The organism is Prosthecobacter sp., assembly GCF_044378005.1.
Lineage (GTDB): Bacteria > Verrucomicrobiota > Verrucomicrobiia > Verrucomicrobiales > Verrucomicrobiaceae > Prosthecobacter.
This window is the reverse complement of the sequence record NZ_JBILYB010000004.1, coordinates 1-15056: the sequence shown is the minus strand read 5'-3', so window position 1 is coordinate 15056 and position 15056 is coordinate 1. Positions and strand designations below refer to the sequence as shown.

Here is a 15056-nt window from a genome sequence, read left to right as displayed (position 1 = left end):
TCTCCATTCATGCAACAACTCGCCCAATATCAGGACGGTCGTCTCGAACTCCAGGAGGTGCCTGCGCCGATGCCGCCGCCAGGGGGTATCCTTGTGCGGACGACGTGTTCGGTGATCTCGCCGGGGACTGAAAAGATGAAGGTGGAGCAGGCTCGGATGTCACTTTTGCAAAAGGCGAAAGCCCGCCCGGATCAGGTGAAGAAGGTGATCGACACTGCCCGCACGCTGGGCTGGAAGTCAGCTCTCGAAAAGGTCCGCAACCGACTCGAATCCCCCACACCACTCGGCTACTCGGCGGCGGGGGTCGTCGTCGCCGTTGATGAACTGAACACGCGCTTCCGAATTGGTGATCGTGTGGCATGTGGCGGTGCGGAGTGTGCCTTTCATGCGGAGATGATCGGCGTACCCGATCTGCTTGCAGTTCCGATTCCTGAAGGGGTGGAAGACTGGCAGGCGGCTTACACGACCCTCGCCTCGATCTCGATGGAAGGCGTCCGCCAATCCGGCGCTCGTCTTGGTGAGCGTGTGCTCGTCATGGGCCAAGGACTTGTTGGCCTGCTCGCCACGAGTTTGCTCAAAGCTTCCGGCGCTCGCGTGATGACTGTGGACTTCGTGGCGGCACGTTTGCAAACCTCTCTCGCCATGGGTGCCGAGCGTGTGGTGAATCCCTCGCAGTCGAAGCTCGAAGACGAAGTCCGTGCCTGGACAGAGGGTCACGGAGTCGATGCCGTGCTGCTCTGCGTCGGCGGCAAAGGTCGCGATGCTGCGGACAGCGCCATCGCCTGCCTGCGTGATCGCGGCGTCATGGTCATCGTGGGTATCTACGATGCCGAGCTGAGCTGGAAGACCGCCTACATGAAGGACATCCAGGTCCGCTACTCCCGCAGCTACGGCCCTGGTCGCTACGATCCGAGCTACGAATGGGGCGGCCACGACTACCCCATCGGCCACGTCCGCTGGACGGAGAACCGCAACTTCGAAGCCTGCCTACACCTCATGAAATCCGGCGCGCTGGATTTGAGGCCGGTAACGACGCGACGTGTGGCGTTTGGCGAGGTGCTCGCGGTTTATGATCATCTGGAGGCCGAGCTGGGGGTGGTGATAGAGTATCCGAATGACGAAGCTCGAATGACGAATGACGAAAAGCCCAAGCCTTCAGAAGTTTCGTCATTCGAACTTCGTCATTCGTCATTCACGCCGGCAGGCGTGCTGCATGTCATCGGCGCGGGCAACTTCGCCCGCACGATGTTGCTGCCTCATGTGAAGGGTCGGATCACCCTCGGCACCATCGTGAATGCCACCGGGCTCAGCTCGCGGCATGTGAAGGAAAAATTCGGCTTCGCGAATGCCGAGACGGATGCGGCGAAGGTCTTCGAAGGCAAAGACGGCGCCGTGATGATCGGCACACGGCATCACTTGCACGCGCCGCTCACCATCCGTGCTCTCGCTGCCAATCAGCATGTCTTCGTCGAAAAACCACTCTGCCTGACTCGGGATGAACTTGCTCAGATCGACTCCGCCATGAGCGAATCCAAGGGCAGCGTCATGGTCGGCTTCAATCGCCGTTTTGCGCCAGCCACCGTGGAGCTGAAAAAGATCCTGAGCGGCATCTCCGGGCCGAAGACACTCGCCTTCCACGTCTTCGCCGGACCTCTCGCGCCGGATCATTGGTATGCCAATCTGGAGGAAAGCGGCGGGCGCGTGCTCGGCGAGGCCTGCCACTTCTTCGACTTCGCCTGCCACCTGCTCGGCAAGCCTACCCGTGTCACCGCACAGACCGTGGGACGCAGTGCCTTCCCGGATTCCGTCACCGCGCAGATCGAGTTTGCCGATGGCTCGGCGGCACAGATCATCTATTCGGCGGAGGGCGACTTCGCCTTCCCGAAGGAAACCTTCCGCGTCTTTGCCAGCGGGCTCGTGGCGGAGTGCGTGAACTTCCAAGAGTTGGCGATCCATCGCCGCCGCAAGCGAGTGGTGACGAAGTTTGGCAGCAAAGGTCACGCAGAGGAAATGGCGGCTTGGCTGGCCTACTTGAAAGGTCAGAATGCCCACCCGTTGCCATATCCAGAGGCACGTCAGAGCATGGTGCTGACCTTTGCCGTGATGGAGAGTCTGCGCGAGGGACGCGGCTTCCTGATTTGAATGAACCTGTGAACGGGGCTTGAGCCTCGGCACGGGGGACGCTAGAAGAGGCGCTATGTCGCGTCTCGCTTGGTATGTCCATCGACTCCGGGCCATGAGCCCTGGAGAGGTGACGCACCGTTTTGGCGACTGGTGGCGGCAGCTCACGCAAAGTGGGTTCGTGCGACGTGTGGCGAAGTTCGACCCCGGTGCCGCCGATGACAAAGCAGCGCGTCTGCCTGATCTCGGGCTGGCTCCGGCAGCTCTGCGCACGCAGCTCGCAGCAGATGCGAAAAAGCTCCTGCTTGGCGAGTGGCAGCTCTTTGGCTGGAAGGCGGTGGAGGTCGGCGCACCACCGTGCTGGCACCGCGATCCAGCCTGCGGTGTCGTGATCGCCCACGACACGCCGACCTATCGGCTCGACTACCGCCGCCTGTCCGATGGCGCCGATGCACGGACCATCTGGGAGATCAATCGCTGGACGGAGATGACGCGGCTGGCCATGCATGGCTGGCTGAATGACGACGCCAACGCCATCCGCACTGCACAGCTCTGGCTGGAGGACTGGTGCGAGCGCAACCCACCCGGCATCGGCATCAACTGGACCAGCCCGCTGGAAGTGGCGCTGCGCCTGATCAACTTTACTTGGTTCGACGCGCTGGTGACTGCCTGGACCACGAACCAGACGGCGCGCGGCCATTCGCTGCGGGATCACCAGACGGCACTGCGCAGACGCATCGTGCCCGTTCACGCCGCGTGGGTTTGGCGGCATCGCTCCGCAGGTTCTTCAGCAAACAACCATTTATTGGGCGAACTCGCAGCGCTCGTCCTCGCCGTCTCACGCTGGCCCGCTTTGGAAAAGATCGCGTGCAGTGCCGAGACCGCGTGGGATTCCCTCGGGAAGGAAGTGCTGGCGCAGTTTGCCACAGATGGCGGTTCTCACGAGCAGGCGCTGCACTACCACGCCTTCGCCTTTGATCTCGCCTGGCAGGCCGCCCGCACAGTGGGCTGTCGCGCAGGAGCGGTGCATGATCGCCTGGCGCTGGCGGCGCGTTTTTACCTAGCGCTCGGCCACGGCACCGAGCCTTGGGATTTCGGCGATAGCGATGACGCTGTCGTCGTGCCGCTCACTCAAAGCAGCACTCATGCGGCTGAAGAGTGGCGTGCATGGTTGCTCGGTGATGAAGGCAGCCTCCGCTGGTGGCTTGGCCCGCCACCCATGGTCGCCATGAACACACCCACCGCCGGGCTGACAGTTCATGAGTGGCAGTTTTTTGCCACCTCTGGCTACGCTGCGCTGCGCTCGCACGGCTGGGTGGCGCGGCTGGATGCCTCCCCGCTCGGCTTTGGTCGCCTCGCAGCGCATGGTCATGGCGATGCGTTGCACGTCTCGGTCTGGGATGGCCCCCACGCTTTGCTTATCGATCCTGGCACCGGAGGTTATCACGGTCACGCTGCGCTGCGCGCGGAGCTCGCCGGATGGACTGCCCATAACGGTCCACAGCCGCATCCTGCTGGCTTCGAGACACCGCGCCGCATCGGCCCCTTCCTCCAGATCCAGCATCATCCGGTGCCAAAGCTTGTCGTCGAGGGCAGCACCGCCATGGCTCGATTCGAGCACGAGCGCCATTCCTTTCAACGTCAGGTTCGCCGTCAGGAGAACCACCTCGAAATCCGCGATACCGAAGACTATCGAAAGCCTTTTGCTGTCACATGGACTCTGCCTCCAGGGGCCGTCGTGAAACAAACTTCTTCAGGTGCCGAGAGCACCTTCGTCATCGCCCGTGCCGGGAAGCGCTGGCAGCTCACGTTACAAACCAGTGATGCCGACGTAACTCTCGATGAACGACGCGTCTCGCCCGCCTATGGCTGCATTGAGATGGCCAGAGTCATCTCCGTGCGGAATGTGCGCGCCGGTTTGGTGACGACAATCCAGCGTCTAGCCTGATCACCACACCCGTTTGCTGGCGATCTGCGCAAAGGCGAGACCCAGGGCCATGTTCAATTCATCCAGCGTTGCCTTTTCCAGCAGTGCATCCGACTTGGACTCGACTGGTTCGATCACTGTGCGCACCACCGGACGCATTGGGAGGCTTTCAAACACCGTTGGTCGTGCCTCAAAGAGGCAGGGTTTCGGAGGGGATGGAGTGCTCCTCTCCTCCTGTAGTCCTGAGAGCTGATCGAGCTCCTGGCGCACGCGCTCCAAAGTTTGCCGCAGCGCGACAAGCTGCTCTTTTGTCGGCAGCTTGTCATCACTCAGTTCAGGGACTTCGGGCAGTGGCGGAAAGTTCATTGCGTCGAAAATTAAAGGCAGAACCCAAGAATTTCAAAAAGATACTGAGGTAAAACACAAATTATTATAATTTCCATGTAACCAAAGCCGCAATCCCGACATTACCTATAGACAATCATATAAATCGTTCGCCTCCCGGCTTGCTTTCCCAAAAGGATCGGCGATTCTCACGAGCCTTTTTAAAATTACCCAGACATGAGCAAAGCCTCCGTTGAAGACATCAAACTCGCCTCCGCCGGACTCCGCGGTCAGCTTGGCGAGCTATTCGCTGACACCAGCACCCCAAACATCCCGGAGGACTCGAACATTCTCCTCAAGCACCACGGCTCCTACCAGCAGGACGACCGCGACGTGCGCGCCGAGCGCACCAAGGCCAAGCTCGAAAAAGCCTGGAGCTTCATGATCCGCAGCAAGATGCCCGGCGGCCGCATCTCCTCCGCGCAGTGGCTCATCCACGACGATCTTTGCACGAAAGCCTGCGGCAACATGCGCCTGACCAACCGCCAGGGCATCCAGCTCCACGGCGTGCTCAAAGGCGGCCTGAAAGAAGTCATCCACAATGTCTGCCAGAGCGGCCTCAGCACCATGGGTGCCTGCGGCGATGTCGTGCGCAACACCATGGGCCCCGCCGCGCCGATAAAAGACGCCGTCCATGCCGACACCCAGAAGCTCACGGAAGAGATCAGCCAGCGCTTCCTCTGGCGCTCCACTGCCTATGCCGACATCTGGCTCGACGGTGAAAAGATCGATCCCGAGTGGATCAAAGACCCCGAGGTCAATCCAGCCGTCCGTGAGGCCACCAAGGCTCCCGAAGGCGATGATCCCATCTACGGTAAAGTTTATCTGCCCCGCAAATTCAAGATCGGCGTCGCCATCCAGCCCTGCAACGACGCGGACATCTATTCCCAGGACGTCGGCCTCGTGCCACACGTCGTGAATGGCGAAGTCGAAGGCTACACCATCACCGTCGGTGGTGGCTTTGGCATGAGCCACGGTCAGCTCAGCACGCGTCCGTTCCTCGGCCAGCCGTTGCTTTACGCAAAGCGCACCAACGTGGTCGATGCCATCGAAGCCGTCGTCACCGCCCAGCGTGACCATGGCAACCGCACCGAGCGCAAAAACGCCCGTCTCAAATACACCGTGCAGACCATGGGTCTGGATGGCTTCCGCGCCGAAGTCGTGCGCCGCCTCCCTGGCATCGAGACCTTCCCGCCGAAGGAGCTCAGCTTCGACACCGTCGAGGACAACCTCGGCTGGCACGAGCAGGGTGACGGCAAGCTCTACTGCGCCGTCTTTGTCAGCATGGGCCGCATCGTGGACCGCGAAAACGGCCCGCAATACCGCGCCTGCTTCCGCGAGATCGCCGAGACGGTGAAATGCCCGATCATCGTCACGCCAAACACGAATCTCATCCTCGCCGACATCGATCCAGCCGACAAAGCCAAGGTCGATGCCATCCTCGCCAAGCACGGCGTCGTCCATTCAGATGGCATGACCCGTGCCCGCAAGGTCGCCCACGCCTGCGTCGCCCTGCCGACCTGCGGCCTGGCCCTCAGCGAGTCCGAGCGCGCCCTCCCTGGCTTCATGGACAAGATCGACGCCACGCTGCGCGAACTCGGTCTCGAAGACGAACCGATCCTCTTCCGCATGACCGGCTGCCCGAACGGCTGTGGCCGCCCTTACAACGCCGATTTCGGCTTCGTGGGACGCTCGCCAAACAAGTACGCCATGTTCGTCGGCGGCAGCATCCGTGGAAACCGCCTCGCCGGCCTCGAATACAAAAGTGTCCTCGGTGAAGATGTCCCCGTGAAAGTCCGCGAACTGCTCGAAGCCTTCAAAGCCGAGCGCAAAGAAGGCGAAATCTTCGCCGACTGGTTCGCCCGCGCCCGCACTCTCGGTGAGGCGCCTCAGCCCGAGCAATTCCACATCGAACTCGCCGAACGCGCCGCCAAGCTGGCCGGCGAAAAGGTGAGTGCTGCGGAATAATCGACCCTGCTTTCAGCCTGAAATCGCCGTTAAGAACTGACGACGATTTCAGGCGGCATTTCATTGGTTAAACGCCGCCTTTGCTCCGCGATCGGGCTCAATCTGGCCCAGCGGAAATGCCACAGAGTTCCGACCTTTGTCAGGCCGCTGACGGTCGATAGCAGTAGCAGCGGCCAGCCCGTACGAAGTCCCATCGCCACAGCAAAAACGACCGTCGAGATGTCTTTGAGCAGGAAGAACTGATGCATGCGGATCGACACCGCGCCCGTGCGCCCTGAACGTCGGATCAGCAGGATTTGGTGCGTGTAGCCCTGCGCCAGAATGACTGTCGCCACCACGATCAGCGCCTGTGAAAGACTGCGACACCACACCACAGCTTCAGCGTTGATCATCAGCAGGCTCGGCAGCCCAAAAAACACGCCCGTGCAAAGCGCAAAGTTCATCGTCGAAAGTCGATCGCGTCTGGCCCGCATGATCTCCCAAAGCACGGCCAGTGAGAGCAGTGATGCCGCCAATCTCGTCCACACGAGGTAGTGATTGAACCGCTCCAGGCAGGCACCGTAGAGGAAGAAGGAAAAGAAAGCCAGATAGCTGCTGACGAACTGGTTCAGAGACAGCACCGCCGTCGTTCCATCCTGAAGCCGCCCATCCAGCACCTGCTGTTTGCGATCCCAAACGACCCGCAACTGCTCCCACAATCCACCCAACGTCAGCAGGAAGATGACCGAATTGATGAAGCCGGCGAGGTGGTAGCTCATGTCTGTGACTTGCATTTGATGAGTCGCCACCAAGCCCCCAAAGCGACGAGGCAAAGCGACGTGCCCATCGCCCACGGACGCCAGTCATGCGATTTCGCAGGCTCCTGAAACACCGACTCCACCGCGTAGCCTGTGTCGTAAAGGTAGTCCGGCTCGCTCAGACTGAAAGGTACCTGAGTGCGCAGTTCGTCCTGTTCATACGTAGCCTCGATCGTGCCCAACGGACCGGTTTGCTCCCAAAGATCAAACCCCAGCCAAACATCCGCCAGCACCGGCGAGACCTCTTGCGTGAACGTGATGTCCACATACCGCACCAGATAATCCGCCTCTGCCACCCGCATCGCGCCATCGGCGGACGGCCACACGCATTCCAGCGGCTTCGCTGTGCCGAGCGAGGCCTTCTGCCCATTCACCTCGACCTGCACCTTCTGCCCGAGAAAGGCCAGCAACTTGGGCGTCGCTGCATCCAGTTCCGCCTTATCGATCTGCCGATCCCCATTCGCGTCCATGCTGCCGACGAAACGAATCAGCATCACCAGATTGAAGGTGAACCGCATCTCCACCCGCTGCCGCTCCAGCTTCACTCGCAGATAGCTGATGTCGGAAGGATGCGCCCGAGCCAAAGAGGTCATGAGCAGCAGCAGAAAACCAAGTCTGAAGGCAACCACGCGCATGATCTTGAGCTAAAAGGCAAACCCCACGGTGATGTGCAGCATTCCACTGCCTTCGCCTTCTTTGGCCGACAGGTTGTGCCCGTAGTCGATGCGAATCGGGCCAAAGGGCAGGTGATAACGCAACCCAGCGCCGACGGCGGTGCGGAAGTCGCCGCTGTAGCTGAAAGGACTGCTGTTGTTATCGCGACCGAGGCTGCCGATGTCGGTGAAGACGGCGAACTCGAGGTTGTTGTAGATTTCGTAACTGAACTCAGCGCTCGTGATCAAAGCCGACGTGCCACCGAGCGGCGTGCCGCCTTGCGTGAGTGGCCCGAGTTCGCGCTCGGCGAAGGCACGGACGCTGTTCGGGCCGCCATTGAAGACACGTGAATCAATGGGGATGTCCTCGGCGGCTGCGCCTTGGATATTCAGCAAAGCGGCACCGGCGGCGAAGCGGAACTTCTTCGTGATCGGCTGATACCACGCGCCGCGCAGATCGGTGCGCAGGTAGCTCACGCCGGAGCCCATGGCATCGAGTGTCGTCTCGATGCGCGCATTGAGAAACCATCCCTTCTTCGGTAGCACCGCGCTGTCGCGATGATCGAGCATGAAGTTCATGCCGACGAAGGCCAGCGTGTAGAGGTCCGGGCCGAGTTCTTCTTCCGTGAGCACCGTGGAATCGACTGTGTTGATCGAGAGACCGCCGAAGAGGCCATAACTAAAGGTGCGGCTCACGCGGCGGGCGAGTTCCACATTCAGGCTCGTGCCATAGCGCGCATACTCGAAGAGATCGAAGCTCTCCACCGCCAGCCTTGCCGTGGCGGCGTAGGTGGAGTTCATGAAAGCCGGATCTTTGATGCTCACGGAGCCGAGCGGCCCCGCCGTGCTCCAGCTCAGATCAGCCGCCAGCGTGTTGCCTGTGTCGTAGAGATTGGTGTTCTTCCACGTCACGCCAAACTGCGGTCCCAGGAAGGTGTCGAAGCCGAGTTCAAAGCCGAGCGTCTTCGGCTTCGTCTCTTCACCCGCGATGTGCAGATCAGCGACAGGTGCGTTCGCTTCATCGACACCACGTTTGATGTTCACCGGCAGCGGCTCGGCATCAGGCACCTTCACGGGGTCCACATCCAGCCGGGCAAACATGCTCGTGTCCAAAGCACGCCGGAACACGAGGTCGAGATTGTCCGCCGAGTAGTAGTGATTCTCCAACTCACGAAAGCCAGCCTTGATCACACGCTGCGAGCCTTTGCTGAAGCCCGCATTCGGCACCACCTGCCCCACGCGGTAGCGCGCGCCGGGTTTTAAAACGAGATCCACATCCACCGTACCGCCCTTCGTGCCGAGATCATACTTCGAGGTCGTCTCCGCATCGAGCCAGCCTGCCTCATGCGCGAGGCTGGTGAGCTGTGTCTCGATCTGCTGCACGCGCGCTTCATTAAAAGGTCCACCATTCACCGATGCGATGATCTCATGCGCGCGCTTCATCAACTCCGGCGGTGCGCCGCTGAAGCTCACCTGCCCGAACTCAAACTGCGGCCCCGCTTTGACCTCCAGCGTCAGATCGCGTCGCCCCTCGGGATCGAGGCCAGCAGCAGGCAGCAGCGTCGTCTCAGCATTCAAATAACCCTCCGCACGCAGTCGTCGCTGCACCAGTCCGGCACCCGTGTTCAGATCACCGCCGACCCATACGGGATTTTGTTTGTCCGCGCCGTCTTTCTCGATGCTCGGTCGCAGCAGGAACTTCCGCATCTCTTCCTGCGGCAGGATCGCGGTGTCACCTTTCCAAGTCACGCTGCCCACTCGCGTCTGCGGCCCGCTTTGCACCGTGAGCACGATGACGCTGCTCTTGATCTCCCAGCGCACCTCCGCCTCCGGCCAACCCTCGCGGATGTAATGCTGCCGCGTGAAGAAGGCCAGGTCGTCTGCCAGCGGCTCCGTGACAGCACTCGTGCCGGAGAGCGTGAGCTGGTCCTTCAGCATCGACTGCAATGTTTCCCACTGGGTTGGCTCGCCGCCCTGCACCTGCACGGTGACTGCGCCTTCACGCACCGATTGATCCGGCACCTGAGCAAAGGTGAGGCATGAGATCAAAAGGAGCGCCATGAGAGCGCGCCAGCGTCTTGGAGTGCGGCGGCTGTGACGCCGCTTTCCGGTGTCTCCCGTCGTTCGTAAACTCTCAGTGCCGTCGAAAGCGGTGTCGGCACCCCTTTGGGGTTCTGCCACCGCACTCCAGGACGCTGCCGCGACACTCCGATTACTGCGGAGGCAGCGGCGGGGGTATTTGCGGCGTGACATTCCCCGCCGTCTCGCCTTTGAAGCTGCCTTTGTCAATCTGGCCGAGCATGTCGATGAAGGCATCTTCGAGACGGCGCTCTTCGCGGTGGAAATCGGTGACGAGCAGGCCGTCGATGATCATGCGCTTCAGCGTGCCGGCGAGCACGGCTTCGTCTGTGGACTCGATGCGGAGTCGGGCACCGCGTTTCGTTTCATCCACCACCTTCACGAGTGGCGCGGTGAGTGCCCATTCTATGAGTTTGGCGGGCTCACCGGAGATCTGCACGTTCACGAGCGTCTCGGGCGTGGCACTCGTGCGGGTCATGCTCTCGGCATCGCCGTGATGCACGATGCGGCCTTTGTCGATGAATAGCAGCGTGTCGCACATCTCGCCGAGTTCGCTGAGGATGTGCGAGCTGATGAGGATGGTTTTTCCCTCATCGGCGAGGATGCGGATGAGGCTCTTCAGCTCCACGCGCGCCTTCGGGTCGAGACCTGCCGCAGGCTCGTCCATGATCAAAATCTGCGGGTCATGCAGCAGCGCGCGGCCCAGGCAGAGTCGCTGCGTCTGGCCTTTGGACATCTTGTTGCTCAGGCGATCCGCCAACGGTGTGAGATCGGTGAAGTCCATCACCTCCTGAATGCGCTGGAGCCGCTCCGCGCCTTTGTAGCCAAGCGCTCGCGCGTAGAAGTCGAGGTACTCCAGCACGGTCATGTGCTCGTAAGTGCCGAAGCTGTCCGGCATCCAGCCGAGCAGACGGCGCACCTTCGCGGGATAATGCACGACATTGTGTCCGCCGACCTTGGCGATGCCGCCGCTCGGATGATCGAGCGTGGCGAGGATGCGCATCGTCGTCGTTTTGCCCGCGCCATTCGCCCCGACAAAGCCGACGACGCTGCCGTGATTGATGCTGAAGGAGACACCATCCACCGCTCTCAGCGCGCCAAAGCTGCGCCGCAGATCCTCCACGACGATGGCAGGCTGGGAAGTATCGAGTTCGGCGGGTGAGGACATGGTGGAAGGGTAATGACGAATGACTAACTCCGAATGACGAAAGAAGGACGAAGGCGCGGCTTGGCCCCCTCTCCCCGGCAGTGGACATCGAATGCACCCAAGAATGAGTTCCGGGGAGAGGGTTGGGGTGAGGGGCTGACCTTTGTGCCGATGCGAGGCGGTGAGTTCCCCTCACCTAGCCTCTCCCCGCAACACACCTTCTCCGCGAATGACATTCCATCGCGGGGAGAGGGACCAGAGGGCTTGGAGGCCTTCGATGCGGGAGAGTGAGCGATGAGCATTTCGAACAATCTTCTTATGGCTGAAGAAGCGAACCAAACACGACCACGCGATCCTGCTGCCAGCGGATGGAAGGCAGTGTGTCGATGGCAAAGCCGGGCGCGGCTTTGGCGATGGCGAAGAAGGTGTTCCGGGCTGGTGTGCCGTTGATCAGGCCCATCAAGCGGCTGCGCGTGTGACCGCCGGAGAGTTTGATCGGGTCTTCGATAATACTGCGGAGCGTGCTGCTATCGGACTTGGTGAGCTTCACCTGCTGGCCTGTGGCGAGCGCACCTTTCGCGCGCCAGACACCGCCGTTGGCGTTCACATAAAAGAGGTCATCGATGCTGAACCCGAGCGCGGAGATGACTTCGGGCGCAGCGTCAGCAGCGAGTCCCGTTTTCATTTCCAATCGAGCACGCGAGGACACCACAGCGCGCAGGATTTGCCCCTGCTCGGCGCGGCTTTGGAAGTAATTGCCGCCACGCGCACTGCCTTCCTGGGAGAGCTGCGCGGGTTGGGAGTTGTTGTTGTTTTTCAGCTTCACCCAGGGCGTGTCTGGCAGCGCGAGTGGCTCGATGAGCGCGGGCTGCTTCACCTCGAATCCACCACCGAGCAGCACGCCGGTGCGGCTCACCTGCTCCTGCGTGACATAGGCCGCAGCTTCTTCCGGCTGGAGGTCGATGGCGATGAATCGCGCGCCCATGCCGCCCGTGCCGTCTTGAGTCAAAATGATGCCCACCATGAGCAAACTCGCGCCGACGGACAGCAGAGGTGTGGTGATGAACAAGCGATGCCGCCGCCCCGATGGCGCGAGCACGAAGAGATTCACAGGCCCGACGAGAATGCCGAAGACGACGAGGAACACCACGACCTGCCACGAGGCGAAGTTGCGCTCACCGAGGGCATTCAGCAGACTCCACATCGGGTTGCCGGGAGCGCTGCCGGTCGTCTTTCCGGCGTAGCTGCCGGTGATGTCCTGCTCGCGTGTCTTCACGCCGTAGTAGCGGCCGACGGTGACCCCTGCATCCAGTGACGTTCCAACCCATCGGATGAGTTTGATCACTCCGAGCGAGACTTCCTTTTGATCCGACTCGAAGCCCGCTGGCAAACCGAGTCCCGCGGGCGTGATGCCGGCCGCGGTGTAGATGTGGAGTTCACCAGATAAACGCACCCACTGCATCACCGCGAGCTGCTGCCCAGGCTTCAGCGACTGCCATTCGCTGCTGCTGATCATGAGGAAATCAAAGCCGCTGAGGCCACGCCAGTCTTCCGGTAGATCGGCAGGAGAAAAGGCACTGCCGAAGAAATTGCTGCTGCCACCTCCTCTTGAGCCAGATTTGGTTCGTCTTTCGATCTCGTCCTTCAGTTTCGAGTGATTTGCATCCGCCAGCCCTTTGCTGATGGCGATGGCGGGGAAGTCATCGGCTCGGTTGGCGTAGTCTTGGAAAGACTTCGTGCTCAGTCCCGGGACATCGACGGAGATATGAAGCTGATGACTGTTGTTCCCGTAGCCTCGGCTGCTGGCACCATAATTCACCGCGAGCGGCGCGAGGAAGGTGACCGACTGCGTGTTGTGAGCTGGCACCGCGAGCGCGAGACGACTGCGATGCTCGTTCTCCCGACGAAACTCCTGCGTCTTCGAGAGCATGGAAAAATCCCAGCGCATGTCGCCATCCGTCCCGTTCGTCGCCACGATGCGCAGCGGCGCGTAACCAGAAGGCGGCATCGGATCAAACACGCTGCGGATCTCCAGCGCGCGTGCGCCATCGCTCGTGAGATTGCCATTCGTGATGGTCTTCTGCGCCAGCGCTGATGAAGCTAGCAAGCAGAGCAGGAGCGTGATTTGAAAAGTCTCCCGATTCATGCCGCCTCCTTCAAAGTCTTCGGTGTCACCAGATTCTGCACCGGCACTTCGGTGAGGATCGCACGCACCACGCTGGCACTCGTGCGGCCGTCCATGCGGGCGGTGTAGTCCAGCAGCACACGATGATTCAGCACCGGCAGTGCCAGCGCCTGCACATCTTCAAAGCTCGCATTCGGCCTGCCATGCATCAGCGCACGCGCTTTCGCCGCCGAAGCAAGACTCAGTGCCGCACGCGGACTCGCACCGAAGCGCACACCCTCGGCTGCCTTTGACTGACCCGGATGCGTGGCATCGACGATGCGGGCGATGTAATCCGCGACGATCTCCGGCAGGTACACGCGCCGCGCCACGGCCTGGATATGCGCAAACTCCTCACGCGTCGTGATCGCAGGCACCTGCGGCTCCACGCCGAGTTCACGATGCGTGACGATCTTCGCCAGTGTCTCCGCGCTGTTGCGCAGCACCTCCAATTTGAAGAGGAAGCGGTCCACCTGCGCCTCAGGTAGCGGGTAGGTGCCTTCGAGTTCGATGGGGTTCTGCGTGGCGAGCACGAAGAACGGATCAGGCAGCGTGTGCGTCTGCCCGAGCACGGTCACGCGACGCTCCTGCATGGCTTCGAGCAGCGCCGACTGCGTCTTCGGCGAGGCGCGATTGATCTCATCCGCGAGCAGCAGATTCGTAAAGATCGGTCCCGGCTGGAAGACGAACTCGCGCCGCCCATCTACCTCCTGCAGCACGGGATTCCCGGTGATGTCACCTGGCAAAAGATCCGGGGTGAACTGCACCCGCCGCGTCGTGAGGTTCAGCGCCTTCGCCAGTCCCTTCACCAGCTCCGTCTTGCCCAACCCAGGCAGACCTTCCAGCAGCACATGCCCGCGTGCGATGACTCCGCACAGCGTCAGATCGATGAGTTCATTCTGCCCAAACAGCACCTCATTCAAAGCCTGCCGAAGCGCAGCAATGGGTTTCGAGGCGGAGACAAGCTCAGATTCAGTGGCAAACGCGTCAGCGGACATCGGCGCGGAGTTAAGCAGCGACAGGGCAGGCGAGTCGAGAGGAAAAGCAGCCACCACGATCTCTCCACAGGATTTACAAGATTGTCAGGATTAACAGGTCTGAAAAATCCTGTTGATCCTGTGAATCATTTTAATCCTGTAATTGAGGCCATGATGGGCGGTCGAGTGGCGCTTAGCCCCTGATCTCCAATCACCTCCGCAGGGCCAGCACCAGATCATTGTAGGCCTGCCGCATCACCTCCATATCCGCCGTCGTGGGCGGGTCATTGGTGAAAGGGTTGTCCAGGGTGCTCACGCTGTTCGCGATATTACTCGTCTGGCTCAGCGTGTTGAGCTGCGCGTTGTTCAGATCCACCTGCGTCACTTCGCCGTTCTGGCCCGCCGGGCCTGTGGCCCCATCGCTGCCGCGCGGGATGCCGAAGGTGAGGCGCACGTTCGTGCCATCGAAGTTCACGCCCACCGTCGCAGGCTCACCGGGATTCAGCGTGTTCACCGCATCCACGATGGCATTGGCAAAGGGCGGTCCCTGGGGGCCTTGGGCACCGTCGTTGCCATTGCTTCCCATGGCACCTTGTGCCCCGTCATTCCCACGCGGGAGGCTGAAGCTCAGGTGCAGCGTGCCGCCGCTCACGCTGACGGACACATTCGCGGGATCACCGGGATTCACCGTCGTCACACTGTCCACCTGCGCGGCGGTGATGGTGGCGATATTGTTGATGAGATTAAACAGCGCCTGGAACTGATCGCGGATCACCTGCGATTCGAGCGGCGAGTTGGGCAGTGGAAGGGTGGGATCGTAGGGCATGGTGGCTTGGGTG

Annotated in this window: 10 protein-coding genes and 1 pseudogene; 3 read left to right on the top strand and 8 right to left on the bottom strand. The window is 61.2% G+C overall.

Features of this window, described 5'->3' with window-relative positions; translation table 11 throughout:
• Positions 1-9 precede the first annotated feature (9 nt).
• Both AC6FTP_RS01500 and AC6FTP_RS01495 read left to right on the top strand, forming a co-directional pair.
• Positions 10-2142: a bi-domain-containing oxidoreductase gene (locus tag AC6FTP_RS01500; RefSeq protein ID WP_497205131.1), complete on the top strand. Its 2133-nt coding sequence runs from the start codon at positions 10-12 to the stop codon at positions 2140-2142.
• Positions 2143-2197: 55 nt separating this feature from the next.
• On the top strand, positions 2198-4069 hold the full coding sequence (locus tag AC6FTP_RS01495; RefSeq protein ID WP_497205130.1) for a heparinase II/III domain-containing protein: 1872 nt from the start codon (positions 2198-2200) through the stop codon (positions 4067-4069).
• Here the strand turns inward: AC6FTP_RS01495 and AC6FTP_RS01490 are convergent, their stop codons facing one another.
• Positions 4070-4414 carry a hypothetical protein gene (locus AC6FTP_RS01490; protein WP_497205129.1) on the bottom strand — a complete coding sequence of 115 codons (345 nt, stop codon included), beginning with the start codon at positions 4412-4414 and terminating at the stop codon, positions 4070-4072.
• Positions 4415-4609: 195 nt separating this feature from the next.
• Between AC6FTP_RS01490 and AC6FTP_RS01485 the strand changes: the two genes are divergently transcribed.
• The gene (locus AC6FTP_RS01485; protein WP_497205128.1) at positions 4610-6400 is read left to right on the top strand and encodes an NADPH-dependent assimilatory sulfite reductase hemoprotein subunit; all 1791 of its coding nucleotides are present in this window, start codon (positions 4610-4612) and stop codon (positions 6398-6400) included.
• Between the two features lie 29 nt (positions 6401-6429).
• Here the strand turns inward: AC6FTP_RS01485 and AC6FTP_RS01480 are convergent, their stop codons facing one another.
• From AC6FTP_RS01480 to AC6FTP_RS01450, 7 genes and pseudogenes are all read right to left on the bottom strand, one after another.
• Positions 6430-7158: a hypothetical protein gene (locus AC6FTP_RS01480; RefSeq protein ID WP_497205127.1), complete on the bottom strand. Its 729-nt coding sequence runs from the start codon at positions 7156-7158 to the stop codon at positions 6430-6432.
• Entirely contained in the window at positions 7155-7832 is a 678-nt protein-coding gene (locus AC6FTP_RS01475) for a hypothetical protein (RefSeq protein ID WP_497205126.1), read from the bottom strand. Before AC6FTP_RS01475 ends, AC6FTP_RS01480 begins: the two co-directional genes overlap by 4 nt.
• A gap of 9 nt (positions 7833-7841) precedes the next feature.
• A complete protein-coding gene (locus AC6FTP_RS01470; protein WP_497205125.1) occupies positions 7842-9911 on the bottom strand; it encodes a BamA/OMP85 family outer membrane protein in 2070 nt (689 codons plus the stop codon).
• Between the two features lie 151 nt (positions 9912-10062).
• On the bottom strand, positions 10063-11097 hold the full coding sequence (locus AC6FTP_RS01465; protein WP_497205124.1) for an ABC transporter ATP-binding protein: 1035 nt from the start codon (positions 11095-11097) through the stop codon (positions 10063-10065).
• 295 nt (positions 11098-11392) lie between these two features.
• Positions 11393-13222, bottom strand: coding sequence for a hypothetical protein (locus AC6FTP_RS01460; protein ID WP_497205123.1), 1830 nt, complete (start codon positions 13220-13222; stop codon positions 11393-11395).
• On the bottom strand, positions 13219-14238 hold the full coding sequence (locus AC6FTP_RS01455; protein ID WP_497205122.1) for an AAA family ATPase: 1020 nt from the start codon (positions 14236-14238) through the stop codon (positions 13219-13221). Before AC6FTP_RS01455 ends, AC6FTP_RS01460 begins: the two co-directional genes overlap by 4 nt.
• 190 nt (positions 14239-14428) lie before the next feature.
• Positions 14429-15056: pseudogene (locus AC6FTP_RS01450) on the bottom strand (hypothetical protein); the annotation flags it as partial.